Here is a 24479-nt window from a genome sequence, read left to right as displayed (position 1 = left end):
GCCATGGGGCATGTGCCGGGTTTTCTCATGGAGTATGTCCGATAATAAATTGGGCGATAGAAGGAGGGACTTATATGGCAAAGCAAAAGATTCGTATTCGCTTGAAAGCGTACGATCACAGGATTCTTGATCAATCCGCAGAGAAAATTGTGGAAACTGCAAAACGTTCCGGAGCGAGTGTTTCCGGGCCGATTCCGCTTCCAACGGAAAAGCAAATCATCACCATTCTCCGTGCGGTGCACAAGTACAAGGATTCGAGGGAGCAATTCGAAATGCGTACACATAAACGCTTGATCGACATTGTTAACCCTACGCCGCAAACGGTTGATGCGTTGATGCGCCTGGATTTACCATCCGGTGTAGATATCGAAATCAAACTGTAAAAGCAACACCAGTATATGTGATATAGAAGGGAAATGAGGTGTCAACATGAAAGGTATCTTAGGTAAAAAACTTGGAATGACTCAAGTGTTTACTGCTGAAGGTAATGTAATTCCGGTTACTGTTATCGAAGCTGGACCATGTGTCGTTTTGCAGAAGAAAGACCAGGAAACTGATGGTTACGAAGCTGTTCAACTCGGTTTTGCCGACAAGAAAGAAAGCAGAACTATTAAGCCGGAAATTGGCCACGCTAAAAAAGCGGGAGCTACTCCTAAGCGCTACGTTCGTGAAATTCGCGGCATCCAATTGGGTGACTACGAAGTTGGTCAAGTGGTTAAAGCTGACCTTTTCGCAGAAGGCGAATTCGTTGACGTAACAGGTATTTCTAAAGGTAAAGGCTTTGCCGGCGTTATTAAACGTTGGGGACAAAGCACGGGTCCTATGTCTCACGGTTCCCGTTACCACCGCGGTCCAGGTTCCATGGGTTCGATTCAAGCGAACCGCGTACCGAAAGGCAAACGCCTTCCAGGTCACATGGGTACTGACGCTATCACGATTCAAAAGCTTGAAGTTATTCGCGTAGACGCTGAGCGTAACGTGTTGCTAGTTAAAGGTTCTGTACCAGGCCCTAAAAACGGTTTTGTGAAAGTTAAACTTACCGTTAAGAAATAAATTCTTAGAAGAAAGGAGGAACAATAAATGCCTAAAGTATCATTATACAATGTGAGCGGTTCGCAAGTAGGCGAGGTTGAATTGGCAGATAGCGTTTTCGGTATCGAGCCTAACAAACACGTTCTACACAGCGCTGTTACGCTTCAGCAAGCTGCTGAGCGTGCAGGTACTCACAAAACTAAAGGACGCTCTGAAGTACGTGGTGGCGGTCGTAAACCTTGGAAACAAAAAGGAACTGGCCGTGCTCGTCAAGGTAGCATTCGCTCCCCGCAATGGGTTGGCGGCGGTACAGTATTTGGACCGACTCCACGCTCTTACGGTTTCAAGCTTCCTAAGAAAGTTCGCCGTTTGGCAATCAAATCGGCTCTATCTTCGAAGGTGATCGCTAACGAAATTATCGTTCTTGATCAATTGTCGTTCTCGACTCCTAAGACGAAAGAATTCGTAGCGATTCTGAACAATCTGAAAGTGGCTCGTAAAGCGCTTGTTGTTTTGCCTAGCTATGATGACAATGTAGCATTGTCTGCTCGTAACATCCCAGGTGTGAAATTCGTCGCAGCTGACGGCATTAATGTTCTGGATGTACTTGTATATGACAAGCTCATCATCACTAAAGATGCTGTAGAGAAAGTACAGGAGGTGTTTGCGTAATGAAAAACCCTCGCGATATTATTAAACGTCCTGTTATTACAGAACGTACTAGCGAATACATGGTTTCCAAACGTTACGTGTTCGAAGTTGATCTTCGCTCTAACAAAACAGAAATCAAAAACGCTATTGAGCAAATTTTCAAAGTTAAGGTTACTAGCGTTAACACAATGCGTGTTGCTGGCAAACCTAAGCGCTATGGTAAATATAGCGGTTATAGATCCGAATGGAAAAAAGCAATCGTTCAACTGAGCGATGATAGCAAAGAACTTGAGTTCTTTGAAACGTCTGTTTAGAAAAGGAGGAAATTCAAGTGCCAATTAAAAAGTATAAACCGACCTCTCCTGCACGTCGTGGTATGTCGGTCTCGACTTTCGAAGAGATCACAACAGACACACCGGAGAAATCGTTGCTAGCACCACTTTTCAAAAAAGCTGGTCGTAACAACCAAGGTAAAATTACGGTTCGTCATCAAGGCGGCGGACACAAACGTAAATATCGGATTATCGACTTCAAGCGTCTTAAGGATGGAATTGCTGGTAAAGTGGCAACGATCGAATACGATCCGAACCGTACTTCCAACATCGCTCTAATCCACTACGCTGACGGTGAGAAAGCCTACATTATCGCTCCTAAAGGTCTTAAAGTTGGAGATCAAGTAATGTCCGGCCCTACTGCTGATATCAAAGTAGGTAACACTCTTCCACTTGGTAACATTCCTGTTGGTTCGGTTATCCACAACATTGAATTGCAACCAGGCAAAGGCGGACAATTGGTTCGTGCTGCTGGTACAGAAGCTCAGCTTCTTGGTAAAGAAGAAGTTTACGTATCGATCCGTCTTTCTTCCGGTGAGGTTCGTCGCATTCTGAAAACTTGTCGTGCAACAATCGGTTCTGTTGGTAACGAAGATCACGAACTCGTGAAAATCGGTAAAGCCGGCCGTTCCCGTTGGATGAACAGACGTCCAGAAGTCCGCGGCGTAGTAATGAACCCTAACGATCACCCACACGGTGGTGGTGAAGGTCGCGCTCCGATCGGTCGTAAATCGCCAATGTCTCCTTGGGGCAAACCAACACTTGGTTACAAAACCCGCAAGAAGAAAAAAGCTTCGAGCCAATATATTATTCGTCGTCGTACGAAGTAATAACTGCTTAATAGAAGCTGCGTGACCTTGAGTCACGCTATGTTTCCGCGAAGGGAGGACTCCAAATGGGTCGCAGTTTGAAAAAAGGGCCGTTTATTGACGGTTACCTGCTCAAAAAAGTCGAGGATTTGAATGAAGCAAACAAAAAAGTCGTGGTCAAAACTTGGTCCCGTCGCTCGACAATTTTCCCACAATTCATTGGTCACACTTTCGGCGTTTATGACGGTCGCAAGCACGTGCCAGTATACGTAACGGAAGATATGGTTGGACACAAGCTTGGTGAGTTTGCACCAACTCGTACGTACAAAGGTCATGATGACGATAAGAAGACGGGCAGAAGATAATTTGCCTATAAGATCTTTATCGATTGAAAGGAGGTTCACACATGTCTGAAGCTAAAGCGCATTTGAGATTCGTACGTATTGCTCCTCGTAAAGCTCAACTCGTTGCGGATTTGATTCGTGGCAAGAAGGTTGGCGAAGCAATCGCGATTCTGCGTCACACGCCTAAATCTGCTTCCCCGATTTTGGAGAAGCTGCTGAACTCTGCTATTGCTAACGCTGAGCATAACTATCAATTGGACGTTAACAAGCTGGTTATTTCCCAGGCTTTCGTTAACCAAGGTCCAACTATGAAACGTTTCCGCCCACGTGCAATGGGACGTGCAAGCAAAATCAACAAAAGAACCAGCCACATCACTTTGGTGGTATCTGAGAAATAAGGAGGGATAACGTGTGGGTCAAAAGGTAAATCCGGTCGGTCTTCGTGTTGGGATTATCCGTGATTGGGAATCCAAATGGTACGCAGGCAAAGACTTCGGCGATCTTCTGATTGAAGACGTAAAAATTCGTGAATACCTGAAGAACAAACTTAAGGATGCGGCAGTATCCCACATCGAAATCGAGCGCGCGGCTAACCGTGTTAACGTGACGATTCAAACTGCGAAGCCGGGTATGGTTATCGGTAAAGGCGGTTCTGAAGTGGAGAACCTGCGCACGGAGCTTGGCAAGATCACTAAAGGCAAAAAAGTTCACATTAATATTTCTGAAATTAAACAAGCAGATATGGATGCTATTCTTGTAGCAGAAAGTATCGCACAACAGCTGGAGCGTCGTGTTTCTTTCCGTCGTGCTTTGAAACAAGCGATCCAACGTTCGATGCGTGCTGGCGCTAAAGGGATCAAAACCGCTGTTAGCGGACGTCTCGGTGGTGCTGAAATTGCTCGTTCAGAAGGCTATAGCGAAGGTACAGTTCCACTTCATACCCTTCGTGCTGATATCGATTATGGTACAGCTGAAGCGCATACGACTTATGGTCGTATCGGTGTAAAAGTTTGGATCTACCGTGGCGAAGTCCTTCCGGTTAAGAAGAAAGCTCCCCAGGAAGGAGGCAACTAATCATGTTGGTACCTAAACGTGTCAAACACCGCAAGCAACAACGCGGACATATGAAAGGTCGCGCTAAAGGCGGTACTGAAGTTTCTTTCGGAGAATACGGTCTTCAAGCGCTTGAGCCGTCATGGATTACGAACCGTCAAATCGAATCGGCTCGTATTGCTATGACTCGTTACATCAAACGTGGTGGTAAAGTATGGATCAAGATTTTCCCTGCTAAGCCAATCACTCAAAAGCCTCTCGAGGTTCGTATGGGTAGCGGTAAAGGTAACGTTGAGAAATGGGTTGCTGTAGTTAAGCCAGGCAAAATTATGTTTGAGCTTGCTGGAGTACCTGAAGAGGTTGCTCGCGAAGCAATGCGTCTTGCGTCACACAAACTGCCTGTTAAAACGAAGTTCGTGAAACGCGAAGAAGTAGGTGGTGAAGCAAATGAAGGCTAGTGAATTTCGTAACCTAACCTCTGCTGAGATCGAACAAAAGGTAAATGGTTTTAAAGAGGAGCTATTCAACCTTCGTTTCCAATTGGCTACTGGCCAACTGGACAATCCGACACGGATTCGTGACGTACGGAGAGAAATTGCTCGTGCTAAAACCATCTTGCGTGAAAGAGAACTCGGAATCAGCAGCTAAATAGTAGTCCTTAACTAAGGAAAAATTGCCAAGGTTTAAGGAAGGAGGAAGAACATGAGCGAACGTAATGCCCGCAAAGTGTTAGTCGGTAAAGTGGTGAGTGACAAAATGGATAAAACAGTTGTTGTTGCTATTGAAACATATAAAAAACACAATCTGTACCATAAACGCATTAAATCCACGAAAAAGTTCAAAGCCCATGATGAGAACAACGAAGCTAAAATCGGCGATGTTGTAAAAATTATGGAAACTCGTCCGCTTTCGAAAGACAAACGCTTCAGACTCGTGGAGATTGTTGAAGTAGCGATTGTCCTTTAAGTTTGAAAATGTAATCTAGTTTTGTCCGAAAGGAGGACGTTGACATGATTCAACCATTTTCCCGTTTGCGTGTCGCTGATAACTCAGGTGCAAAAGAACTGATGTGTATCCGTGTACTTGGTGGAACTGGTCGTCGCGTAGCGGCTATCGGCGATTTGATCGTTTGTTCCGTTAAACAAGCAACACCAGGCGGCGTTGTCAAAAAAGGTGATGTTGTTAAAGCAGTTATCGTTCGTACAAAGCGTACGGTTCGTCGTAAAGACGGTTCCTACATCGCGTTTGACGAAAATGCAGCTGTAATCGTTAAGGAAGACAAGAGCCCACGTGGTACTCGTATTTTTGGACCAGTTGCCCGTGAGCTTCGCGATAAAGATTTCATGAAAATCGTATCGCTTGCACCAGAAGTTATCTAATAAAAGTCCCCAAGGGATTGCAATAGCTTGATCATCAAGCATGCAGGAGGTGTAACTCATGCCAAGATTGAAAAAAATTCTTGAATCGCATAACAATAAATTGCACGTTAAAAAAGATGATACGGTCATCGTCATTTCCGGTAAGGATAAAGGCAAAAAAGGCCGTGTAATCGCTGCATATCCGCGTGAAAACCGCGTACTTGTAGAAGGCGTCAATATGGTTAAAAAGCATACTCGTCCATCGCAGGCTAACCCGCAGGGCGGTATCATCGAGCAAGAAGCGCCGATTCACGTATCGAACGTGATGCACATTGATCCGAAGAGCGGTAAAGTAACTCGCATTGGATACAAAGTGCTTGATAACGGCAAAAAAGTTCGGATCGCAAAACGTTCCGGCGAAGTAATCGACTAACGTTACTGTAGGAAGGAGGACCATGAATCATGGCTGCAAGAATGAAGGATCGTTTTCTTAACGAGATCACTCCTGCTCTGATGCAGAAGTTTAACTATACAACAGTTATGCAAGTGCCTAAAATCGAGAAAGTCGTCATCAATATGGGTGTCGGCGAAGCGGTTGCTAACTCGAAAGTGCTTGATGTTGCTGTTGATGAGCTTCGTCAAATCGCCGGTCAAAAACCGGTTGTAACACGCGCGAAGAAGTCCATTGCCGGCTTCAAACTTCGTGAGAACATGCCAATCGGGGTTAAAGTAACACTGCGCGGCGAGCGTATGTATTATTTCCTAGATAAGCTGTTCAACATCTCCCTCCCACGTGTACGTGACTTCCGTGGCGTATCAGCGAAAGCATTCGATGGTCGCGGTAACTACACACTGGGTTTGAAAGAGCAATTGATCTTCCCGGAGATTGAATACGATAAAGTTGATAAAGTTCGTGGTATGGATATCGTCATCGTGACGACGGCAAAAACGGACGAAGAATCTCGCGAATTGCTCACCCAATTGGGTATGCCGTTTGCGAAGTAATCCACTTTTAGGAGGTGTAATACCCAGTGGCAAAAACTTCGATGAAAGTGAAGCAACAACGTACACCGAAATTTAAAGTGCGTGCGTACACGCGCTGTGAACGTTGTGGCCGTCCGCATTCTGTTTTGCAAAAGTTTAAAATTTGCCGGATTTGTTTCCGTGAGTTAGCATACAAAGGCCAGATCCCTGGCGTTAAGAAAGCAAGCTGGTAATAAGCCTAGTTCGGGAAGGAGGTTAACACAAATGGTTATGTCTGATCCGATTGCAGATATGCTGACACGCATTCGCAACGCGAACGTTGTTCGTCATGAAACCGTTGAAATGCCCGCTTCGAAAGTGAAGAAGGAAATCGCTGAAATTCTGAAGCGTGAAGGTTTCATCCGCGATGCTGAATATATCGAGGATAACAAGCAAGGGATTATCCGTATTTTCTTGAAATACGGCCCGAGCCAAGAGCGCGTAATCACTGGTCTGAAACGTATTTCTAAACCAGGTCTTCGCGTTTATACAAAATCTAATGAGATCCCTCGTGTACTGGGCGGTCTGGGAATTGCTATTATTTCCACGTCCAAAGGGATTATGACTGATAAAGAAGCACGTCAAGGCAAAGCTGGCGGCGAAGTCGTCTGCTACGTTTGGTAATTAACAAGTCACAAAGATTGGAGGTGTAACGATGTCCCGTATTGGTCGCAAACCAATCCAAGTGCCTAACGGCGTAACAATCAACTTGGAAAACACAGTTATTACTGTTAAAGGACCTAAAGGAACGCTTTCCCGTGAATTTCACAAAGATATGAAAGTCAATGTGAGTGAAACTGAAATCGTCATTGAACGTCCTTCTGACAATAAATTGCATCGCTCTTTGCACGGTACTACTCGCAGCATCATCGCTAACATGGTGAGCGGAGTTACTGACGGATTCTCGAAAAATCTTGAACTCGTTGGCGTAGGTTATCGTGCAAGCAAAAATGGTGAGAAAATCGTTCTTAACGTTGGTTACTCTCACCCAGTGGAAATCGCTCCTGAAGGCGGAATCGAATTCGACGTTCCTGCGAACACGAAAATTACTGTTCGCGGAATCGATAAAGAACTCGTTGGCGCATTTGCTGCCAAAATCCGTTCCGTACGTGAGCCTGAGCCGTATAAAGGTAAAGGTATCAAGTACGAAGGCGAGCGCATTATCCGCAAAGAAGGTAAAGCTGGTAAGAAGAAATAAGCAGTCTGACATGGCTGCTTAACATAGCGGTATGAGGAATTGGAAAGGAGTGAACCTTGAATGATTACGAAAGGCGATAAAAACAAGGCACGTCTGAAAAGACACTTGCGTGTTCGTAAAAAAATCAATGGAACGGTTGCACGCCCACGTCTGTCTGTGTTTCGTTCCGCTAAGCATATGTATGCTCAATTGATCGACGATGTACAAGGAGTAACACTTGCTGCTGCTTCTACTCAAGACAAAGAGCTGACTGAAGCTATCGGCAACGGCGGCAGCGTTGAAGCTGCTCGCAAAGTCGGCGAATTGCTTGCAAAACGCGCTCAAGCGAAAGGTGTAAACCAAGTAGTATTTGATCGTGGTGGTTACTTGTATCACGGAAGAATTCAGGCGCTTGCTGATGCAGCTCGCGAAGCTGGTCTGGAATTCTAATCGACTTTACTTATAAGGAGGTTAAACGACTTGCGTATAGATCCGAATACGTTAGAACTTACTGAAAAAGTTGTCAACATCAACCGTGTTGCCAAAGTTGTTAAAGGCGGACGCCGCTTCAGCTTTAGTGCATTGGTAGTAGTAGGCGACGGCAACGGCTATGTTGGCGCAGGAATCGGTAAAGCAGGCGAAGTACCTGATGCAATCCGCAAAGGTATCGAAGATGCTAAGAAAAACCTGATTCATGTACCAATCGTTGGTACAACAATTCCTCACCTTGTGCTAGGACATTTCGGCGCTGGAGAAGTTCTCCTGAAGCCGGCATCCGAAGGTACAGGTGTTATCGCTGGTGGCCCAGTTCGTGCAGTTCTTGAACTTGCTGGCGTTGGCGATATTTTGACGAAATCCCTCGGTTCTTCGAACTCCATGAACATGGTTAACGCAACGCTCGAAGGTCTTTCACGTTTGAAACGTGCTGAAGATGTTGCGAAGCTTCGTGGTAAAACTGTCGAAGAGCTGTTAGGTTAAGGAGGGGCATACGATGGCAAAATTGCAAATCACCCTCGTTCGCAGTTTGATCGGCCGTAACGAGAAACAGCGTGCTACTGTAGCATCGCTGGGACTTCGTAAAATCCGTCAAACCGTTGAATTGAACGATACTGTAGCTATTCGCGGCATGGTTAAACATGTTAGCCACTTGGTTAAAGTCGAAGAAGTATAAGATAGTCATTCCTACAAAGAAATAAACAAGGAGGTGCAAGAACGATGAAATTGCATGAACTCGCACCAGCACCAGGTTCCAAGCAAACACCAAAACGTAAAGGTCGCGGTATTGGTACCGGTAACGGTAAAACAGCTGGACGTGGTCACAAAGGTCAAAATGCTCGCTCCGGCGGCGGTGTTCGTCCTGGTTTCGAGGGTGGTCAAAACCCATTGTACCGTCGTGTACCGAAACGCGGATTTAACAACCGTTTCCGTAAAGAGTATGCCATAATCAACATTGAAGAGCTGAACAGCTTTGCAGCAGGCACCGAAGTCACTCCAGAAGTTCTTCTTGAGCAAGGGATTGTTAAAAATCCACTAGCAGGCATTAAGATTTTGGGTAACGGTGAAATCAACGTCCAACTGACTGTAAAAGCAAGCAAGTTCTCTCAATCTGCGGTAGAGAAAATCCAGGCTGCCGGCGGTAAAACCGAGGTGATCTAATTGTTCAAAACCGTGTCCAACATTTGGAAAGTAGCGGATTTGCGCTCGCGCATTCTATTTACGCTTTTCATCCTGCTCATTTACCGGATTGGTTCTTTCATTCCGGTACCGGGCATCAATAAAGAAGTGTTCAAACAAGTTGATCGCGCAGGTGCAGATTTGTTCGGCTTGCTTAACACGTTTTCTGGTGGAGCGCTTTTCAAATTCTCTATCTTTGCAATTGGGATTATGCCATATATCACGGCTTCGATTATCGTGCAGCTGTTATCGATGGATGTTATTCCTAAATTTGCAGAGTGGGCGAAGGAAGGCGAGAACGGCAAACGTAAGCTCGCGCAAATTACTCGTTACGGCACGGTTATTCTTGGTTTGGTTCAAGGTTTTGCAACAGCAATCGGCTTCAACCGCCAATATGGCAATGAGATGATTCCTGGAGCGACCTTCGTTGATTATTTGGTTGTTGCTATCATCTTGACTGCAGGTACTGCTTTCTTGATGTGGCTTGGCGAGCAAATTACTGAGCGTGGTATTGGTAACGGTATTTCGATCCTGATTTTCGCAGGTATCGCTGCTGGTATCCCAGGCCACATCCGTACAATTTGGCAAGATCAATTTATTGGTCAAGAAGCTGCTTTGTTCTGGAATATTGGTAAAATGGTTCTGATCCTTATTGCGATCATTGCCATTATCGTCGGTGTTATCTTTGTTCAGCAAGGGATTCGTAAAATTCCGGTTCAATACGCTAAACGCGTAGTGGGCAGAAAAATGTACGGTGGACAATCGACTCATATCCCGATGAAAGTAAACGGAGCAGGCGTTATTCCGGTTATTTTTGCGGTATCGCTTCTGATGTTCCCAGTTACGATTGCTCAGTTCTGGAATGGATCGGCATGGGCAAACTGGATTATCAATAATATGTATTATGACAAACCGCTTGGTATGGTCTTGTATGTACTGTTGATTATCGGTTTCACTTTCTTCTATACCTTCGTTCAAATAAATCCGGTACAAATGGCGGATCAAATGAAAAAGAACGGTGGTTACATTCCAGGTATTCGCCCGGGTAAACCAACTTCTTCTTATCTGACTCGCGTTATGTCACGTATTACATTGACGGGCGCGCTTTTCCTAGCGGTTATCTCGATTTTGCCAGTGCTCTTCGGAACGCTTGCAGGATTGCCGCGTACGGTGCAACTTGGAGGAACTTCGCTTCTGATCGTTATCGGCGTTGCGCTTGATACGATGAAGCAAATCGAAACCCAGTTGATCAAACGCCATTACAAAGGGTTTATCAATAAATAACAATAGGTTCTGTTCGGGCTTCCGTGACGTCGCTTGCGATGGTACGGACCCGCATGAGCCTATTGTGTTTAAAGCGAGGAACACGAATGAACATTTTATTCATGGGCCCTCCGGGAGCCGGTAAAGGAACGCAAGCTGAACGAATCGTTTCCGAGTTTGGTATACCACACATCTCGACAGGCGATGCATTCCGCCTTGCTATGAAAGAAGGCACTGCGCTCGGTCTCAAAGCGAAAGAGTATGTCGATAAAGGACTGCTTGTACCCGATGAGATTACGAACGGTATCGTAAAAGAACGTCTTGCACTAGACGATTGTAATAAAGGGTTTTTGCTGGACGGTTTTCCTCGGACATTGCAACAAGCCGAAGCGCTTGATGGCATGCTCAAGGAACTTGACCGAGGCATTCACCATGTCGTTAATTTAAAGGTTGATCGTGGATTTCTCTTGGCACGCCTAACTGGAAGACGCATTTGCAAAACATGCGGAACGACGTATCACATTCTGTTCAATCCGCCGAAGCAAGAAGGCGTCTGTGATAAAGACGGCGGCGAATTGTATCAGCGTTCGGATGATACGGAGGAGAAGGTTGGAACGCGTCTGGATGAATACATTTCCAAAACTGCTCCACTTCTTGACTATTACAGTGATAAAGGTCTTCTTCGCGAAGTCGATGGCGAGAAGGAAATTGATGCGGTAACGGCCGACATTACTTCCATCTTGCGAGGTTCATTGTAATGATTATACGCAAATCCGAATCGGAGCTGCGCTATATGAGAGAAGCAGGCAGAATTGTTGCGGATGCCCATCGGTTGATGGCGAGGTCGGTGAAGCCGGGTATTACTACCATAGAGCTTGATCAACTAGCTGAAGACTACATTCGCAGTCAAGGAGCCGTGCCTTCTTTTAAAGGTTACAATGGTTTTCCCGCCAGCATTTGCGCTTCTGTAAATGACGAGCTGGTACATGGTTTTCCAGGACCTCGGAAGTTGAACGAAGGCGATATTATTAGTATCGATATCGGAGCGCAGTACAATGGCTATCATGGCGACTCTGCCTGGACCTACCCGGTCGGCGCAGTAACGCCTGAAGTACAAAGGCTGCTGGATGTAGCGGAGCAGTCGCTTTATGCGGCCGTGAATCTCATCCGTCCGAATGAGAAGCTATTTACAATATCCCATGCTGTTCAACAAGTTGTCGAAGCGGCTGGCTTCTCAGTTGTACGCGAATTTGTTGGTCATGGAATTGGAGCGAAGCTTCATGAGGAGCCGCAAATTCCGAACTATGGTATGCCAGGTCGCGGACCGAAGCTTGAGCCAGGAATGGTGCTTTGCATCGAACCTATGGTGAACATCGGTGAACGATATGTCCGCACGCTTGAAGACAATTGGACGGTCGTAACGGAAGACGGCTCAATGTGTGCCCATTTTGAGCATACGGTTGCCGTAACGGAGAATGGTTTTGAAATTTTGACGCTTTCGAAGCCACAGGCGGACTGAGCCAGAGATGGATAAGTTTCCGCAGGTAGGCCAAATTGTCAAAGTGCTTCGGGGCAAGGATGAAGACAGCTATGCGGTGGTCATATCCGTCATTGACGAACGTTTCGTTATGATTGTAGATGGCGATAAGCGGCGCTTCGACTCGCCAAAGAAGAAGAACGTTCTGCATCTCGAGTTACAGCCTGTGATAAGCAGCGAAGTAGTAAACAGCTTGCTCGAATCAGGCAGGGTGACCAATACCAAGTTACGTTATGTTATACAGAAGTTTGCACATGCGAAAGGAGAATGACGGTTGGCTAAGGAAGACATCATTGAGGTCGAAGGTACGGTGATTGAACCGTTGCCGAATGCCACATTCAAGGTGGAGCTGGAGAACGGTCATCAAATTCTCGCACATGTTTCCGGTAAGCTCAGAATGCACTTTATTCGTATTCTGACAGGAGACAAGGTGGTTATACAGTTATCGCCTTATGATTTAACAAAAGGGCGCATCACCTATCGTAAGTAGGCCGCATTGCGGTTTGCGAGCGAAAGATTCGGGAGGTAATCACAATGAAGGTTAGACCTTCGGTTAAGCCGATTTGCGAAAAATGCAAAGTCATTCGTCGCAAAGGCAACGTTATGGTGATTTGTGAAAATCCGAAACACAAACAAAAACAAGGATAGAAGGAGGGATAACGGCCTATGGCACGTATAGCTGGTGTAGACTTGCCGCGTGATAAGCGCGTCGAAATCGCTCTGACATACATTTTCGGTATTGGCAAAGTGACTTCACAAAAAATCTTGAGCACAACTGGCGTTAACGCGGACACTCGTGTTCGTGATTTGACGGAAGATGAGCTTGCGAAAATTCGTGAAGCAATTGACAAAACAGTTAAAGTGGAAGGCGACTTGCGTCGTGAAATTTCGCTTAACATCAAACGTCTGATTGAAATCGGATGTTACCGTGGTGTTCGTCACCGTCGTGGATTGCCTGTTCGTGGACAACGCACGAAAACAAATGCGCGTACGCGTAAAGGTCCTCGTCGGACTGTAGCTAACAAAAAGAAATAAGAAGAGGTGAAATAGGATAATGGCAAAACCGAAAAAAGTCGTTCGTACAAAACGTCGTGATCGGAAAAATATTGAGTCTGGCGTCGCTCACATTCGCTCGACATTCAATAACACGATTGTTACAATTACGGACCCTCACGGCAATGCAATCTCTTGGGCAAGCTCCGGTAACATGGGTTTCAGAGGTTCGCGTAAAAGCACACCTTTCGCAGCTCAAATGGCAGCTGAAACTGCAGCTAAAGCAGCAATGGAACATGGCATGAAAACCGTTGAGGTTATGGTTAAAGGTCCAGGCGCTGGTCGTGAAGCAGCTATTCGTTCGCTTCAAGCAGCAGGTCTAGAAGTTAACCTGATTAAAGACGTTACTCCAGTGCCTCATAACGGATGCCGTCCACCAAAACGTCGTCGCGTATAGTTGGATCCACTGTGGTATCAAATGACAGCAACTTGTGAATAATGGTTGTGAAGGTTTGGCATACTACGAGATTTGACTTAAGATACGGTATGGTAACGGAGCGACGTTTGAAGGAGGGTACTATTAGTGATTGAGATCGAAAAGCCGAAAATCGAGACCGTGGATTTGAACGAGGATGGGACTTACGGACGGTTCATTGTTGAGCCGCTCGAGCGTGGCTATGGCACGACGCTTGGAAATTCGCTTCGCCGAATTTTGTTGTCGTCTTTGCCAGGTGCAGCTGTTACTTCCGTTCAGATCGACGGAGTGCTTCACGAGTTCTCTACAGTTCCAGGAGTGATGGAAGACGTAACTGAAATCATTCTGAACCTGAAGGGCCTCTCGTTGAAAATCCACTCCGATGAAGAGAAGGTTTTGGAAATCGACGCTGAAGGCGAAGGAATCGTTACGGCGGGCGATATTCGTGCTGACAGCGATGTCGAGATTTTGAACCCTGATCTTCACATCGCCACCTTGGCCTCCGGCGCGCGGCTCCATATGCGTGTTTTTGCTAATCGGGGACGCGGATATGTGCAAGCGGACCGTAACAAAAGGGAAGATCAACCGATTGGAGTTATCCCGGTTGATTCGATTTACACGCCAATTACACGTGTAAATTACAGTGTGGAGAATACTCGTGTTGGTCAAGTGACTAACTATGATAAACTTACGCTGGAAGTTTGGACTGATGGCAGTATTCGTCCGGAAGAGGCTGTAAGCCTCGGCGCTAAAATCTTGACTGAGCATTTGGATCTGTTCGTTGGCTTGACTGACGAAGCGAAAGATGCCGAGATTATGGTGGAGAAGGAAGAAGACAAAAAAGAGAAAGTTCTGGAGATGACTATCGAAGAACTGGATCTTTCCGTACGTTCATACAACTGCTTGAAGCGTGCAGGAATCAACACTGTTCAAGAGCTGATTACGAAATCCGAAGAGGACATGATGAAGGTTCGCAACTTGGGCCGCAAGTCGCTTGAGGAAGTTCAAGAGAAGCTGGAAGAACTGGGTCTTGGCCTGCGCATGGAAGAGTAGCATCAATTAGTCTAGACTACAGGCAAGGGAGGGAAAATCAAGATGGCATATCAAAAACTAGGCCGTAACGCTAGCGCGCGGAAAGCATTGTTCCGTGACCTCGTTACTGACCTTTTCCTTTATGAGCGTATTCAAACAACGGAAGCAAAAGCGAAAGAGGTTCGTTCGATCGCTGAAAAGCTGATCACGAAAGCGAAGCAAGGCGACTTGCACGCGCGTCGTCAAGTAGCAGCTTACGTGCGTCGTGAAACAATCGATGGAGAGCAAGATGCAATCCAAAAATTGTTCTCGGAGCTGGGCCCCCGTTACTCGGAGCGTCCGGGCGGATACACGCGGATTTTGAAACTAGGACCTCGCCGTGGCGACGCTGCGCCAATGGTATATTTGGAACTGGTAGACCGCGCGTAACATGAGAAAGGGTGGACCCTCGAGGCCACCTTTTTTTATTTGCTGGCTTTTGTGAGAGCAGGAGATGCAGCAAAGGCATAAGGGAGCTAGAAGCTGGAGAGCTTTTGAAGGTTTGGGTAAACTCTCTGTTGAGAGTTTGGGATAGAAGCCTTTAAAGGTTAGGGTAGAAGCCCTCTCGAGGGTCTGGGAGGAATTCCACATGCGAAATATTGCAGTGAAGGTCAGCTATGATGGGGCGCAGTTTAATGGCTTCCAATCTCAGCTGGAGCCGCATCTTAGAACGGTGCAGCAGGAGATTGAGAAAGCGTTAAAGGCGCTCACGGGTGAGGAGATTCATATCATTGGCTCGGGCAGGACTGATGCAGGCGTTCATGCTATGGGCCAGGTATTCAATTTTCATACGGAATCCGTCATACCGTCGGAGCGATGGGCAATTGCGCTGAATACGAGGCTGCCGAAGGATATCGTTATTTTGGAGGCGCGCGAGGTGCCGGAGCATTTTCATTCCCGGCGCTCGGCCAAACGAAAGACGTATCGTTATTCGATAGATCGTGGCAAGTTCCCGGATGTATTCACCCGCGAGTATTGCTTTCATTATCCGATGCGCTTAGACGCAGAGGCTATGGCGAAGGCACTGCCCTATATAATAGGCGAGCATGATTTTACTTCTTTTACATCTATTCATTCGACGAAGCCGCATCATATAAGAACGATTTATGAGGCGTATTTTGAACAGCAGGGCAGCAAGCTTCATATGTACGTGACCGGCAACGGTTTTTTGTACAATATGGTGCGGGTTATTATGGGAACACTGCTGTGGGTAGGGCAAGGCAAGCTGCAGCCGGAAGATATGAAGCGCATATTAGAGGGCAAAAGCAGGTCTTTGGCTGGCCCAACTGCAATGCCTCATGGCCTTACGCTGGTCGAAGTTGAATATCCCGATGAACTAAGAAGTTAATCGTACAAACTGCTTGCTTTAGGCCACTTTTTATAGTAATATATAACTTGTGCTTTCTTAGTGGCTATCCCACAGCCCCGACTGAGATCGTCACAAACTTGGCAGCAATAACTGTTATAAATCGAACGGAAACGTTCTTTGATAAAATTAAATTTTAAACGTAAGCGAATGAAGGAGGATCTCCATGCGTACCACCTATATGGCTAAGCCAAATGAAGTTGAACGTAAATGGTACATCATTGATGCGGAAGGTAAAACCCTCGGTCGTCTGGCAAGCGAAGCAGCTAGCTTGATCCGTGGCAAACACAAGCCGCAATTTACACCTCACGTTGACACAGGCGATTTCGTTATCGTAATCAACGCTGAAAAAATCGTTCTGACAGGTAAAAAACTGACAGACAAAATGTACTACCGTCACTCGATGTACTCTGGTGGTTTGAAAGTTACACCAGCTAACGTTATGATCGACAAAAAGCCTGATCGCGTTATCGAATTGGCTGTTCACGGCATGTTGCCAAAAACACGTCAAGGTAACAAAATGAAGCTTAGACTTAAAGCATACGCTGGTTCGGTACATCCGCACCAAGCACAAAATCCTGAAGTTTACGAACTTCGCGGGTAATTAAAGGGGAGGACAGTTTCATGGCTCAAGTGCAATACTATGGAACGGGTCGTCGTAAACACTCTGTTGCACGTGTACGTCTCGTGCCAGGTGAAGGACGAATCATCATTAACAAACGTGATATCAACGAATACTTCGGTTTGGAAACATTGAAACTTATCGTTAAACAACCGCTTAACCTGACAGAAACGCTTACGCAATATGATGTATTGGTTATTGCTAACGGCGGCGGTATGTCCGGCCAAGCTGGTGCTATCCGTCATGGTATCTCCCGCGCTCTACTGAAAGTAGACGCTGAATACCGTCCAGCTCTGAAACGCGCTGGATTCCTGACTCGTGACCCACGTATGAAAGAGCGTAAAAAATACGGTCTTAAAGCGGCTCGTCGCGCGCCACAATTCTCGAAACGTTAATATGTTGTTCAACAGCCCCTGGCCTTCTGGCCGGGGGTTTTTTGTTGTTTATTGAAGTTTGTGACGGAGGGTGCCGAGAAGCTGAAATAAATGGAACGGTTAGGAACCGAATCCTTGGAGTCATTTTTCTGAAAAATAGTCCATAAAAAGCACTGAAAAAACCAACCCGGATATTTGCTGGCAGGCAGGCTTAAGAAAATACAGGAAATGTAGACGGGACAAGCGGAGAAAGTGTGCTTGGAGCCCGTTTTTTTGCATAATAAACAAACTTTAATTCATTTTGGAGTAAACTAGATATTGAAGATTGTGAGTGGTCGACGTATAATTAGACTTAAATACAGATCAATATACTTGGTATTGATGCGGAGGAGTAAAACGATGAATCTTTTTGAGAAGGAAGCCCTTATTGCCAAGCAGGCGGTTGAGCTGGAAAATGCAACGCCAGAGGAAATTATTGCTTTTGCTGTAGCAACATTCCCTAATCTTACTTTTGCTTGCAGCTTCGGTGCAGAGGATGTTGTGCTCGTTGATATGCTGCAGAAGGTTAGCCCAACAACGGACATTTTCTACTTGGACACTGATTTCCACTTTAAAGAAACGTATGAAACTCGCGATCGCATGATCGAGCGTTATCCAGGAATTCCGTTCGTAGAAGTAAAGCCGAAAATTACGCCGGAGCAGCAAGCTGCCCAATATGGCGAAGAGCTATGGAAAACCGATGCTAACCAATGCTGCGATATTCGGAAGGTAGAGCCGCTTACGCGGATTTTGTCCCAATACGAAGCATGGATTACAGGTATCCGTCGTGATCAGGCGCCAACACGGGCTAACGCGAAAAAAATCGAGTATGATACAAAATTTGGATTGGTGAAGTTTAACCCGATTGCACATTGGACAACTGAAGATGTATGGAACTATATCCGTGAAAATGATGTCATCTACAACCCGCTTCATGATCAAAACTATCCGAGCATTGGTTGCGAACATTGCACACGTCAAGTTAAACCGGGTGAAGATCCGCGTGCTGGACGCTGGGCAGGACAAGAAAAAACAGAGTGCGGCTTGCATAAATAAACCGCTTTATTTCGAACACAGCTTCTTCTGTCAAAAATGCGGCAACATGGCGACGACCAAAACATGTCCGCATGACAAATCCGAGCATTTGACGTTTTCGGGCACAAAAGTACGCGCGCTGCTGCGTGACACTGTGAATGTGCTGAGACACACTCATAAATAACCATCTCGTCCCATAAGATGATAATGAGCGCCGGCCAAGCTGGAGCTGATTATTATTTGATGGAGGACGGGGTGGTTTTTTTGCGCCGATGGGGACGACGCTTGGTCGTTTGGATAACGCTAAAGGGAGCGCTGCGGTTGACTGCTGCTGTGCTGGCTATTGCACTCGTATGGACGCTGCTTACTTACGGAGATGAACGGACGGCGCGGACATGGAAAACTTGGGCAACGCCTTTGTCCGGTAAGACGATCGCGCTTGATGCTGGGCATGGTGGAGTAGACGGCGGGGCAGTCAGCAAGCAGGGAGTCGTTGAGAAAGATTTGAATATGGCGATTGCGCTTTATTTGCGCGATTATTTGCAGCAGGCGGGGGCCATTGTCGTGATGACCCGCGAAGGGGATTATGATCTGGCAGCTCCAGATACGAAAGCCTATAGCAGGCGGAAAACAGAGGATTTGCATAAGCGTGTAAATGTCATAAAGGAAAGTCAGCCTAACTTGGTTGTCAGCATTCATATGAACAGTATTCCGTCGGCAAAGTGGTCGGGGGCGCAAACCTTTTACAATCCGGCTAATCATCAGGACAGCAAGTTGCTTGCTGCTGCTATTCAAAACGAGATCAAACGCAATTTGGAAAATACGAGCCGTGTCGCCGCAACGGAAAATACCGTCTATTTGCTCAAAGCGATTACAGATGTGCCTACCGCTTTAATTGAAGTTGGCTTTCTGTCTAATCCAGGGGAAGCAACCAGGCTCGCCGATTCGGATTACCAGCGCAAGGTCGCTGCTTCCATTTATCAAGGGATGCTGCGATATGCTGCTGGAGAGAAAATGACGCTTTCCGCAGAGGATAAGCCATAAGTCGAAATCGTTCCGACATGTTACAGCCATGAATGTTGCTGCTTAACTATGCTATAATCATTATTAATAAGCAGTAATTGCATACATAAAGGTGGGACGTATCCTAATGTTAACACGTGAGCAAGCTTTGGAAGCCGTTGAAGCAGTAACGGCGCTATATACGGCGGGCGAGGTAGCCGTCCGCGATGTGATGGTGAAGGACCGTCAAGTTTCACTGACGGTGCTGGTTGCCAGCGAGGAGGCGAAGCCCTCGCTGGAAGCCGCGCTACGCGAAGCGTTAGCGCGGCTGGGCGCCGAAACCGTGCACTGCCGGTTTCGTGCGCTAGAGCCTGCAGCTGCGGCGGAGGCTTCCGCGCAGCGCGGGGCGCCAAGCGGCGGCGGCGAAGCCTCCGCTGCCGCAGGCGCAGGCGCCGCCGGCCCCGTGCAAGGCCACGGGGCCGGGCTGGCGAGCCCGCTGCTGGATGCCCGCAGCGGGGTGCAGTTCATTGCCGTCGCCAGCGGCAAGGGCGGCGTCGGCAAATCCACAGTGACCGTGAACCTCGCGGTCGCTCTCGCTCGCAGGGGCAAGCGTGTCGGCATTATTGACGCCGACATTTACGGCTTCAGCGTGCCCGATATGATGGGCATTGAAGAGCGCCCGCAGGTCGTGAACGAGCGGGTCATCCCGATTGAGAAGTTTGGGGTGAAGGTGATGTCGATGGGCTTTTTTGTCGAGGACAACAGCCCGATCGTATGGCGCGGCCCGATGCTGGGCAAGATGCTGCGCAACTTTTTTGACGAAATCGAATGGGGCGAGCTTGATTACTTGCTGCTCGACTTGCCCCCGGGAACAGGCGATGTGGCGCTGGACGTCCATCAGATCATTCCGCAAAGCAAAGAAATTATCGTCACGACGCCTCACGCTACAGCGGCATTCGTTGCTGCCCGCGCAGGGGCCATGGCCATCAAAACCGAGCACGAAATCATCGGTATCGTTGAAAACATGGCGTATTACAAATGCAGCAAATGCGGCGAGCGGGAATACATTTTTGGCCGAGGCGGCGGCGGAAGGCTAGCCGAGTCGCTTCATGCCGAGCTGCTGTCCCAAATTCCGCTTGGTGCGCCGGATAATCATCCATCAGAGCCGGACTTCTCGCCATCCGTATACAAGGCAGAGAGCGAGACAGGACTGCTTTATTTGGAGCTTGCAGACAAAGTGCTTCAAAAATGCGAATAGCACGCTCTTCTACGACTGAATAGCTCTCACTTTTTCAACTGAATAGTTAAAATAAAAAGCCCCATGCCAACGAATGAGGATCAGCCAAGCAACTGGCTTACCTACATTCACAGCGGGGGCTTTTTTTTGTCCAAATATAAGAAAGTATAGGTTAGCCGTACTGTTCTTCTATTTCTCGTAATGAAACACGCCGTGCCGCCAAAAGGACGACGACAGCCGTTTCACCATTCACCTTGATCACAAACTACATCGTATTATCCTGCTGTCCATCTCCTGAGCCTGAATCCTGGCCACTGTCTTCACCGGAATCTTGTTGATCCCCACTATCCCCACCAGAGCCTTGCTTCTCCACCTTTTCGTTAGGCTTCGGTTTCAGCTCTTCCTGTACAGCTTTCTTCATCAGATCGAGAACTTCAAGCCGGAAAAGCGGATTTTGCATCGACTCCTGCATAATCGACATGACTTGTTTTTTATACTGCGTGCTTTGCAGTACCTCCAAAATCATCTTGTCCATCTCCGGATTTTTCATCACCTTAATTAACTGCTCCTGATACGACGGATCTTTAAGCAGCTGCTGGTGAATTTCCTTGTTCTGCTTATTGACGGCTTTGGCAAACTCCCCAGCGAAACGCACGTCGGTCATTAGCGTCTTGATCACCTTGTCATATTCAGGGGCGACAAGCACATCTTTTACCGCCAGACGGACCTGCTCCTGATCCTGAACGGACAAAAGCTTGGACGTGTTCCCGTTATAGCCCGACATTTGCTGGGCCGATTCCTGGAGCGCTTTTTGAGCATCCTCCGTTTTGAGTATATCAATGACCATCGATTTCATGTCTTTGTACGTGACTTGTTGGCTGCTTCCCGATGATTCTGATCCACAACTGGCCAAGACAAAAGACGTTGCAATGAGAAGCATAATTACCGTCATACGAATGCGCATGATTCGTGTTCTCCCTTCGTGGCAGCATTCCTGTATTGATGGGAGTAGTATGTGTCAAAGTTCCTTTGATTATCATGGGGAAAGGTTAGCTTTTTAATGTGAACGTGGTAAAATAAAGGATGTTGGACAGGGTGTGCTTGAAAAATTTAGGGGGATGTCAAACGTGAATATCAGAAAATGGTTTTTTCTCTTTTGGAGCTGTATGGCAGTAGGCGGCTTGGCTACGGCGATATGCGGAATAACGATGCAGTGGACGGATCCGGAATTCGGCTTTATGGGGCTGGATGCCTCGGGATTTAATTTTGCAATGATGGCGCTTGTTGGCCTTATGTTTGGAGCATTCAGCCAGATGGGCTTTTTCGCTTATTTGACTTTAAATTATATCGCGCTTAGCGTATTTCGCAAAAGCTATCTCTGGAACACGCTGCAAGGCTACTCCACCGTGTTTGCGGCATTTGCCTTAGGCTATTTATTGTTTGAGCAGCGGACGAATAACTGGTTCTTCTGGCTTATGCCGCTTCTGCTTATGGTGTTCTCTCTGGCGGTTTCTTATGTAAAGGTGAAGCAGACGAAGGCGGTAGCTTTTGTGCCGACCGCGTTTCTTATGTTTACCGTTACTTTCATTGAAGCTTATCCTGCTCTAAAAGGGGAAACCAACACCGCAGCCATCATCTTTATGATTGTGCCGCTATTCGTATGTAATGCGTACCAAATATTGATGCTGCCGCGGATTTTGAAAAGCGAAGCGACCGAATCTGCATCATCTGCAAAGCCGGTCGCTTAATGTAAGTGCGATTTTCAACCTTTCACGGCTTAATGTTTGACGAGTGCGTTCAATTGGCTTGTACCGGTGGAGGACATAGTGGATTTGTCTTGTACGGCTTTGCCCTCGGTTTCCGTCTGAGTAATCAGCTCCGTTACCGTTACGAAGTCATAGCCCTTGGAGCGCAGCTGGTCGATAATAACAGGCAGGGCCTCATGAGTTTGCTTCACAGAATCGCTGGCATGCATCAATATAATATCGCCAGGATGAGCGCGGCTCACGACTCGGCTAATGATTTTATCCGTCCCGATGTTCATCCAGTCGAGCGAGTCGGTATCCCATTGAATAACCTTATAGTTCATTTCACTCGCAATGCGCAGTACCCGTTTGTCAAAATCGCCATTCGGCATCCGAATCAAATTAGGCTGTTTGCCGGTCGTATCGGAAATAATCGAATGAGCGGTAGAAATTTGCGTGCGGATTTCGTCGTCGCTCAGCTTGCTGTAATAATCATGCTTGTGACCGTGGCTTCCAATTTCATAACCGGCGTCGGTTATTTTCTTCACGATATCGGAATGCGATTGAATCCAAGGCGACGATAGAAAAAAGGTAGCTTGCGTAATGCCTTTGTCTTTAAGCACTTTCAAAATCGGCTCCGCACGTTTTTCACCCCAGCTAATATCAAACGTAAGGGCCACGACTTTCTTTTCTGTCGGTACACTGTAGATGGCAGCGGGCTGCTGTGGTGAAAACACCGTAATATTGTCTCGCTCCGCGTAAATGACGCCTACCGAAAATACGAGGGCTAGTACAATTAGACTGTAGTGCTTGATTTTACGACCGTTCATCACATAAAAAAAGTTCATTTGGACGGGCTCTCCTCTCTAATGGAAGCTTGTTCTAGTACAATCTATGCTCATAGCGCCAAGTTATTCATGCTTGTTCAATTGAAGATGGGCAGAGGAGGACAATACTTGTTTAAGCCTCGGGAAATTCTCGATCACTTTCGCTCGATGAGCGGCTATATTGCATTTGGATTTGTTCTATTTTTTGCCGGAATGGTTGTAGGGGGAAGTAATACGACGATTAGCGATATGCTGGATCAACAGCTGGAGGCCATTGCTCAACTGGCTCAGCAGCTTGATCAATCGGCTAATCCGACGATGAGCTATATTTTGTTCATTTTTTTCAACAATGCCATTAAATCTATCTTCATTATGTATCTCGGAGCATTCCTTGGATTAGTACCGTTATTCTTCCTCGTCTTTAATGGGATGATTATTGGTTATTTGCTTAACCGAACAGCTGAGCTGCACGGGGCGGGCACTGTAATGGAAATGATTTTTAAAGGCTTGCTGCCGCACGGCATTATTGAAATTCCGGCCATCATTATTGCTGGTGCATATGGGATGCGGTTCGGCGTCCTGGTTTTAAAACTAATGAAATCCACCGTAAGCCCGAATGGCCAAGTGGAAAAGAGCGGATTCGAAATTTTATTTTTCATGAAAAAAACGATTCCAGTCGCCGTTGTGCTTACGATTTCTCTGCTAGTGGCTTCTTTAATTGAAAGTATCATTACACCTTGGCTTCTGAAGATGTAATAAAATTCCTATTATTTGTGCATAACAATAAAGCGGCGTTATTACGTGCGAAGCGTAGACGCCGCTTTATTGTTTCATCAAGCTGCATGAGGCAGAGCAAGGACGAGCCTATTCGCTATACAGGCGAACGATCGTCACCACTTGAGGAGGGCGCAAACCACTATGCTAGGAATTCTATTCAACGATAAAGAATGCAAAGAACTCGACTACGTCCTGCGCAAGGAACTCGATGAAATGCTGCTTGATCTCAATGACTCCCGTCTGGATGGAGAAATCAAGCAGTCGATTACCCGCCGTTACAAAACGATTTTCCGCATGTATGCCCGTTTGGCATCCCCAAAAGAGCTTTCCCGCTACGCTTTAAACGTCCGTACATATAAGTAATTTAAGGCCTCTAACAGGCCTGAATTTGGGCCTGAAAAATAATCGAAAATAAATTGAAAAAAACACTTGCAATCGTATAGGCGCCCGTGATATATTATATGAGTCGCCGCTGAGACATACGGCAGACACGAACGAAACGCAAGCAAGAGAAATTGTTCTTTGAAAACTGAACAACGAGTGAAACTGCCGCATTAACTTAGTTAATGTAAAGCGATACAAAAAAAGTAATGAGCAAGTCAAACAACACCTAAATGGAGAGTTTGATCCTGGCTCAGGACGAACGCTGGCGGCGTGCCTAAT

42 protein-coding genes and 1 pseudogene are annotated in these 24479 nt (G+C 46.7%); 41 read left to right on the top strand and 2 right to left on the bottom strand.

The window, feature by feature from the left end; genetic code table 11:
• Positions 1-74: 74 nt before the first annotated feature.
• From rpsJ to AC50Y5_RS31530, 38 genes and pseudogenes are all read left to right on the top strand, one after another.
• The gene (gene rpsJ / locus AC50Y5_RS31715) at positions 75-383 is read left to right on the top strand and encodes a 30S ribosomal protein S10 (protein ID WP_046234225.1); all 309 of its coding nucleotides are present in this window, start codon (positions 75-77) and stop codon (positions 381-383) included.
• Positions 384-429: 46 nt separating this feature from the next.
• Positions 430-1053 (top strand): 50S ribosomal protein L3, encoded by a 624-nt coding sequence (gene rplC, locus AC50Y5_RS31710; protein ID WP_056035792.1) that lies wholly within the window; start codon positions 430-432, stop codon positions 1051-1053.
• A gap of 27 nt (positions 1054-1080) precedes the next feature.
• On the top strand, positions 1081-1704 hold the full coding sequence (gene rplD / locus AC50Y5_RS31705; protein ID WP_056035794.1) for a 50S ribosomal protein L4: 624 nt from the start codon (positions 1081-1083) through the stop codon (positions 1702-1704).
• Positions 1704-1997, top strand: a complete 294-nt coding sequence (gene rplW, locus AC50Y5_RS31700) for a 50S ribosomal protein L23 (RefSeq protein WP_046234228.1) — start codon at positions 1704-1706, stop codon at positions 1995-1997. The genes rplD and rplW overlap by 1 nt, the downstream gene beginning before the upstream one ends.
• A gap of 17 nt (positions 1998-2014) precedes the next feature.
• Positions 2015-2845 (top strand): 50S ribosomal protein L2, encoded by an 831-nt coding sequence (rplB, locus tag AC50Y5_RS31695; protein WP_056035796.1) that lies wholly within the window; start codon positions 2015-2017, stop codon positions 2843-2845.
• 65 nt (positions 2846-2910) lie between these two features.
• Positions 2911-3189 carry a 30S ribosomal protein S19 gene (gene rpsS / locus AC50Y5_RS31690; protein ID WP_046234230.1) on the top strand — a complete coding sequence of 93 codons (279 nt, stop codon included), beginning with the start codon at positions 2911-2913 and terminating at the stop codon, positions 3187-3189.
• Between the two features lie 41 nt (positions 3190-3230).
• Positions 3231-3566: a 50S ribosomal protein L22 gene (gene rplV / locus AC50Y5_RS31685; RefSeq protein ID WP_046234231.1), complete on the top strand. Its 336-nt coding sequence runs from the start codon at positions 3231-3233 to the stop codon at positions 3564-3566.
• A 13-nt stretch (positions 3567-3579) separates the two neighbouring features.
• Positions 3580-4242 (top strand): 30S ribosomal protein S3, encoded by a 663-nt coding sequence (rpsC, locus tag AC50Y5_RS31680; protein ID WP_046234232.1) that lies wholly within the window; start codon positions 3580-3582, stop codon positions 4240-4242.
• A 2-nt stretch (positions 4243-4244) separates the two neighbouring features.
• Complete coding sequence (gene rplP, locus AC50Y5_RS31675) at positions 4245-4679, top strand: 50S ribosomal protein L16 (RefSeq protein ID WP_046234233.1); 435 nt, start codon at positions 4245-4247, stop codon at positions 4677-4679.
• Positions 4669-4869, top strand: a complete 201-nt coding sequence (gene rpmC, locus AC50Y5_RS31670) for a 50S ribosomal protein L29 (protein WP_046234234.1) — start codon at positions 4669-4671, stop codon at positions 4867-4869. Before rplP ends, rpmC begins: the two co-directional genes overlap by 11 nt.
• A gap of 54 nt (positions 4870-4923) precedes the next feature.
• Positions 4924-5187 (top strand): 30S ribosomal protein S17, encoded by a 264-nt coding sequence (gene rpsQ, locus AC50Y5_RS31665; protein ID WP_056035800.1) that lies wholly within the window; start codon positions 4924-4926, stop codon positions 5185-5187.
• A gap of 44 nt (positions 5188-5231) precedes the next feature.
• Positions 5232-5600, top strand: a complete 369-nt coding sequence (rplN, locus tag AC50Y5_RS31660) for a 50S ribosomal protein L14 (RefSeq protein WP_046234236.1) — start codon at positions 5232-5234, stop codon at positions 5598-5600.
• A 58-nt stretch (positions 5601-5658) separates the two neighbouring features.
• Positions 5659-6012, top strand: a complete 354-nt coding sequence (gene rplX / locus AC50Y5_RS31655) for a 50S ribosomal protein L24 (RefSeq protein ID WP_074905002.1) — start codon at positions 5659-5661, stop codon at positions 6010-6012.
• Between the two features lie 29 nt (positions 6013-6041).
• Positions 6042-6584 (top strand): 50S ribosomal protein L5, encoded by a 543-nt coding sequence (gene rplE / locus AC50Y5_RS31650; RefSeq protein WP_494865559.1) that lies wholly within the window; start codon positions 6042-6044, stop codon positions 6582-6584.
• Positions 6585-6610: 26 nt separating this feature from the next.
• The gene (locus AC50Y5_RS31645; protein ID WP_013312154.1) at positions 6611-6796 is read left to right on the top strand and encodes a type Z 30S ribosomal protein S14; all 186 of its coding nucleotides are present in this window, start codon (positions 6611-6613) and stop codon (positions 6794-6796) included.
• Positions 6797-6827: 31 nt separating this feature from the next.
• A complete protein-coding gene (gene rpsH, locus AC50Y5_RS31640) occupies positions 6828-7226 on the top strand; it encodes a 30S ribosomal protein S8 (protein WP_046234238.1) in 399 nt (132 codons plus the stop codon).
• 31 nt (positions 7227-7257) lie between these two features.
• Positions 7258-7800, top strand: coding sequence for a 50S ribosomal protein L6 (gene rplF / locus AC50Y5_RS31635; RefSeq protein ID WP_046234239.1), 543 nt, complete (start codon positions 7258-7260; stop codon positions 7798-7800).
• A gap of 60 nt (positions 7801-7860) precedes the next feature.
• The gene (gene rplR, locus AC50Y5_RS31630) at positions 7861-8229 is read left to right on the top strand and encodes a 50S ribosomal protein L18 (RefSeq protein ID WP_046234240.1); all 369 of its coding nucleotides are present in this window, start codon (positions 7861-7863) and stop codon (positions 8227-8229) included.
• 30 nt (positions 8230-8259) lie between these two features.
• Positions 8260-8757, top strand: coding sequence for a 30S ribosomal protein S5 (gene rpsE / locus AC50Y5_RS31625; protein ID WP_046234241.1), 498 nt, complete (start codon positions 8260-8262; stop codon positions 8755-8757).
• A gap of 13 nt (positions 8758-8770) precedes the next feature.
• Entirely contained in the window at positions 8771-8950 is a 180-nt protein-coding gene (gene rpmD / locus AC50Y5_RS31620; RefSeq protein WP_046234242.1) for a 50S ribosomal protein L30, read from the top strand.
• Between the two features lie 44 nt (positions 8951-8994).
• Positions 8995-9435, top strand: coding sequence for a 50S ribosomal protein L15 (gene rplO / locus AC50Y5_RS31615; RefSeq protein WP_046234243.1), 441 nt, complete (start codon positions 8995-8997; stop codon positions 9433-9435).
• Positions 9436-10737, top strand: coding sequence for a preprotein translocase subunit SecY (gene secY, locus AC50Y5_RS31610; RefSeq protein ID WP_056035803.1), 1302 nt, complete (start codon positions 9436-9438; stop codon positions 10735-10737).
• Positions 10738-10823: 86 nt separating this feature from the next.
• A complete protein-coding gene (locus AC50Y5_RS31605) occupies positions 10824-11474 on the top strand; it encodes an adenylate kinase (protein ID WP_056035806.1) in 651 nt (216 codons plus the stop codon).
• Complete coding sequence (map, locus tag AC50Y5_RS31600; RefSeq protein WP_494865556.1) at positions 11474-12235, top strand: type I methionyl aminopeptidase; 762 nt, start codon at positions 11474-11476, stop codon at positions 12233-12235. Before AC50Y5_RS31605 ends, map begins: the two co-directional genes overlap by 1 nt.
• A gap of 7 nt (positions 12236-12242) precedes the next feature.
• Complete coding sequence (locus AC50Y5_RS31595) at positions 12243-12524, top strand: KOW domain-containing RNA-binding protein (RefSeq protein WP_056035813.1); 282 nt, start codon at positions 12243-12245, stop codon at positions 12522-12524.
• Between the two features lie 3 nt (positions 12525-12527).
• A complete protein-coding gene (gene infA / locus AC50Y5_RS31590; protein WP_046234248.1) occupies positions 12528-12743 on the top strand; it encodes a translation initiation factor IF-1 in 216 nt (71 codons plus the stop codon).
• Between the two features lie 44 nt (positions 12744-12787).
• Positions 12788-12901 (top strand): 50S ribosomal protein L36, encoded by a 114-nt coding sequence (gene rpmJ / locus AC50Y5_RS31585; protein ID WP_003333770.1) that lies wholly within the window; start codon positions 12788-12790, stop codon positions 12899-12901.
• A gap of 18 nt (positions 12902-12919) precedes the next feature.
• On the top strand, positions 12920-13288 hold the full coding sequence (rpsM, locus tag AC50Y5_RS31580; protein WP_046234249.1) for a 30S ribosomal protein S13: 369 nt from the start codon (positions 12920-12922) through the stop codon (positions 13286-13288).
• 19 nt (positions 13289-13307) lie between these two features.
• Entirely contained in the window at positions 13308-13703 is a 396-nt protein-coding gene (rpsK, locus tag AC50Y5_RS31575) for a 30S ribosomal protein S11 (protein ID WP_046234250.1), read from the top strand.
• A gap of 126 nt (positions 13704-13829) precedes the next feature.
• The gene (locus AC50Y5_RS31570) at positions 13830-14774 is read left to right on the top strand and encodes a DNA-directed RNA polymerase subunit alpha (RefSeq protein ID WP_046234251.1); all 945 of its coding nucleotides are present in this window, start codon (positions 13830-13832) and stop codon (positions 14772-14774) included.
• 42 nt (positions 14775-14816) lie between these two features.
• Positions 14817-15182, top strand: coding sequence for a 50S ribosomal protein L17 (gene rplQ, locus AC50Y5_RS31565; RefSeq protein WP_046234252.1), 366 nt, complete (start codon positions 14817-14819; stop codon positions 15180-15182).
• Between the two features lie 199 nt (positions 15183-15381).
• Positions 15382-16140 carry a tRNA pseudouridine(38-40) synthase TruA gene (gene truA, locus AC50Y5_RS31560; RefSeq protein ID WP_494865553.1) on the top strand — a complete coding sequence of 253 codons (759 nt, stop codon included), beginning with the start codon at positions 15382-15384 and terminating at the stop codon, positions 16138-16140.
• Positions 16141-16324: 184 nt separating this feature from the next.
• Positions 16325-16762 carry a 50S ribosomal protein L13 gene (rplM, locus tag AC50Y5_RS31555; protein WP_046234254.1) on the top strand — a complete coding sequence of 146 codons (438 nt, stop codon included), beginning with the start codon at positions 16325-16327 and terminating at the stop codon, positions 16760-16762.
• A 20-nt stretch (positions 16763-16782) separates the two neighbouring features.
• Positions 16783-17175, top strand: coding sequence for a 30S ribosomal protein S9 (gene rpsI, locus AC50Y5_RS31550; protein ID WP_046234255.1), 393 nt, complete (start codon positions 16783-16785; stop codon positions 17173-17175).
• 378 nt (positions 17176-17553) lie between these two features.
• The gene (locus AC50Y5_RS31545; RefSeq protein ID WP_056035820.1) at positions 17554-18249 is read left to right on the top strand and encodes a phosphoadenylyl-sulfate reductase; all 696 of its coding nucleotides are present in this window, start codon (positions 17554-17556) and stop codon (positions 18247-18249) included.
• Position 18250: 1 nt separating this feature from the next.
• Positions 18251-18379: pseudogene (gene sat, locus AC50Y5_RS31540) on the top strand (sulfate adenylyltransferase); the annotation flags it as partial.
• Between the two features lie 113 nt (positions 18380-18492).
• Positions 18493-19272 (top strand): N-acetylmuramoyl-L-alanine amidase CwlD, encoded by a 780-nt coding sequence (cwlD, locus tag AC50Y5_RS31535; protein WP_056035848.1) that lies wholly within the window; start codon positions 18493-18495, stop codon positions 19270-19272.
• Between the two features lie 106 nt (positions 19273-19378).
• Positions 19379-20488: an Mrp/NBP35 family ATP-binding protein gene (locus AC50Y5_RS31530; protein ID WP_494865551.1), complete on the top strand. Its 1110-nt coding sequence runs from the start codon at positions 19379-19381 to the stop codon at positions 20486-20488.
• 244 nt (positions 20489-20732) lie between these two features.
• Here AC50Y5_RS31530 and gerD read toward each other — a convergent pair whose 3' ends face one another.
• Positions 20733-21431 (bottom strand): spore germination lipoprotein GerD, encoded by a 699-nt coding sequence (gene gerD, locus AC50Y5_RS31525; protein ID WP_056035833.1) that lies wholly within the window; start codon positions 21429-21431, stop codon positions 20733-20735.
• Between the two features lie 163 nt (positions 21432-21594).
• Between gerD and AC50Y5_RS31520 the strand changes: the two genes are divergently transcribed.
• Positions 21595-22215: a KinB-signaling pathway activation protein gene (locus AC50Y5_RS31520; RefSeq protein WP_056035834.1), complete on the top strand. Its 621-nt coding sequence runs from the start codon at positions 21595-21597 to the stop codon at positions 22213-22215.
• A gap of 29 nt (positions 22216-22244) precedes the next feature.
• Here the strand turns inward: AC50Y5_RS31520 and pdaB are convergent, their stop codons facing one another.
• Complete coding sequence (pdaB, locus tag AC50Y5_RS31515; RefSeq protein ID WP_056035838.1) at positions 22245-23060, bottom strand: polysaccharide deacetylase family sporulation protein PdaB; 816 nt, start codon at positions 23058-23060, stop codon at positions 22245-22247.
• Between the two features lie 108 nt (positions 23061-23168).
• Here pdaB and AC50Y5_RS31510 point away from each other — a divergent pair, with 108 nt between their 5' ends.
• Complete coding sequence (locus AC50Y5_RS31510; RefSeq protein WP_056035841.1) at positions 23169-23795, top strand: stage II sporulation protein M; 627 nt, start codon at positions 23169-23171, stop codon at positions 23793-23795.
• 162 nt (positions 23796-23957) lie between these two features.
• The gene (locus AC50Y5_RS31505) at positions 23958-24179 is read left to right on the top strand and encodes a hypothetical protein (protein WP_046234262.1); all 222 of its coding nucleotides are present in this window, start codon (positions 23958-23960) and stop codon (positions 24177-24179) included.
• Positions 24180-24479: the final 300 nt, after the last annotated feature.

The sequence above is a fragment of the Paenibacillus sp. JT22N7 genome, from assembly GCF_059383875.1.
This window is presented reverse-complemented; position numbering and strand designations above follow the sequence as displayed.

Bases quoted from the DNA above. Each gene is read 5' to 3' on its own strand.
- rpsJ (WP_046234225.1), top strand. From the start codon at position 75: ATGGCAAAGCAAAAGATTCGTATTCGCTTGAAAGCGTACGATCACAGG.
- rplC (WP_056035792.1), top strand. From the start codon at position 430: ATGAAAGGTATCTTAGGTAAAAAACTTGGAATGACTCAAGTGTTTACT.
- rplD (WP_056035794.1), top strand. From the start codon at position 1,081: ATGCCTAAAGTATCATTATACAATGTGAGCGGTTCGCAAGTAGGCGAG.
- rplW (WP_046234228.1), top strand. From the start codon at position 1,704: ATGAAAAACCCTCGCGATATTATTAAACGTCCTGTTATTACAGAACGT.
- rpsS (WP_046234230.1), top strand. From the start codon at position 2,911: ATGGGTCGCAGTTTGAAAAAAGGGCCGTTTATTGACGGTTACCTGCTC.
- rplV (WP_046234231.1), top strand. From the start codon at position 3,231: ATGTCTGAAGCTAAAGCGCATTTGAGATTCGTACGTATTGCTCCTCGT.
- rplP (WP_046234233.1), top strand. From the start codon at position 4,245: ATGTTGGTACCTAAACGTGTCAAACACCGCAAGCAACAACGCGGACAT.
- rpmC (WP_046234234.1), top strand. From the start codon at position 4,669: ATGAAGGCTAGTGAATTTCGTAACCTAACCTCTGCTGAGATCGAACAA.
- rpsQ (WP_056035800.1), top strand. From the start codon at position 4,924: ATGAGCGAACGTAATGCCCGCAAAGTGTTAGTCGGTAAAGTGGTGAGT.
- rplN (WP_046234236.1), top strand. From the start codon at position 5,232: ATGATTCAACCATTTTCCCGTTTGCGTGTCGCTGATAACTCAGGTGCA.
- rplX (WP_074905002.1), top strand. From the start codon at position 5,659: ATGCCAAGATTGAAAAAAATTCTTGAATCGCATAACAATAAATTGCAC.
- rplE (WP_494865559.1), top strand. From the start codon at position 6,042: ATGGCTGCAAGAATGAAGGATCGTTTTCTTAACGAGATCACTCCTGCT.
- rpsH (WP_046234238.1), top strand. From the start codon at position 6,828: ATGGTTATGTCTGATCCGATTGCAGATATGCTGACACGCATTCGCAAC.
- rplF (WP_046234239.1), top strand. From the start codon at position 7,258: ATGTCCCGTATTGGTCGCAAACCAATCCAAGTGCCTAACGGCGTAACA.
- rplR (WP_046234240.1), top strand. From the start codon at position 7,861: ATGATTACGAAAGGCGATAAAAACAAGGCACGTCTGAAAAGACACTTG.
- rpmD (WP_046234242.1), top strand. From the start codon at position 8,771: ATGGCAAAATTGCAAATCACCCTCGTTCGCAGTTTGATCGGCCGTAAC.
- rplO (WP_046234243.1), top strand. From the start codon at position 8,995: ATGAAATTGCATGAACTCGCACCAGCACCAGGTTCCAAGCAAACACCA.
- AC50Y5_RS31605 (WP_056035806.1), top strand. From the start codon at position 10,824: ATGAACATTTTATTCATGGGCCCTCCGGGAGCCGGTAAAGGAACGCAA.
- map (WP_494865556.1), top strand. From the start codon at position 11,474: ATGATTATACGCAAATCCGAATCGGAGCTGCGCTATATGAGAGAAGCA.
- AC50Y5_RS31595 (WP_056035813.1), top strand. From the start codon at position 12,243: ATGGATAAGTTTCCGCAGGTAGGCCAAATTGTCAAAGTGCTTCGGGGC.
- rpmJ (WP_003333770.1), top strand. From the start codon at position 12,788: ATGAAGGTTAGACCTTCGGTTAAGCCGATTTGCGAAAAATGCAAAGTC.
- rpsM (WP_046234249.1), top strand. From the start codon at position 12,920: ATGGCACGTATAGCTGGTGTAGACTTGCCGCGTGATAAGCGCGTCGAA.
- rpsK (WP_046234250.1), top strand. From the start codon at position 13,308: ATGGCAAAACCGAAAAAAGTCGTTCGTACAAAACGTCGTGATCGGAAA.
- rplQ (WP_046234252.1), top strand. From the start codon at position 14,817: ATGGCATATCAAAAACTAGGCCGTAACGCTAGCGCGCGGAAAGCATTG.
- truA (WP_494865553.1), top strand. From the start codon at position 15,382: ATGCGAAATATTGCAGTGAAGGTCAGCTATGATGGGGCGCAGTTTAAT.
- rplM (WP_046234254.1), top strand. From the start codon at position 16,325: ATGCGTACCACCTATATGGCTAAGCCAAATGAAGTTGAACGTAAATGG.
- rpsI (WP_046234255.1), top strand. From the start codon at position 16,783: ATGGCTCAAGTGCAATACTATGGAACGGGTCGTCGTAAACACTCTGTT.
- AC50Y5_RS31545 (WP_056035820.1), top strand. From the start codon at position 17,554: ATGAATCTTTTTGAGAAGGAAGCCCTTATTGCCAAGCAGGCGGTTGAG.
- AC50Y5_RS31530 (WP_494865551.1), top strand. From the start codon at position 19,379: ATGTTAACACGTGAGCAAGCTTTGGAAGCCGTTGAAGCAGTAACGGCG.
- gerD (WP_056035833.1), bottom strand. From the start codon at position 21,431: ATGCGCATTCGTATGACGGTAATTATGCTTCTCATTGCAACGTCTTTT.
- pdaB (WP_056035838.1), bottom strand. From the start codon at position 23,060: ATGAACTTTTTTTATGTGATGAACGGTCGTAAAATCAAGCACTACAGT.
- AC50Y5_RS31505 (WP_046234262.1), top strand. From the start codon at position 23,958: ATGCTAGGAATTCTATTCAACGATAAAGAATGCAAAGAACTCGACTAC.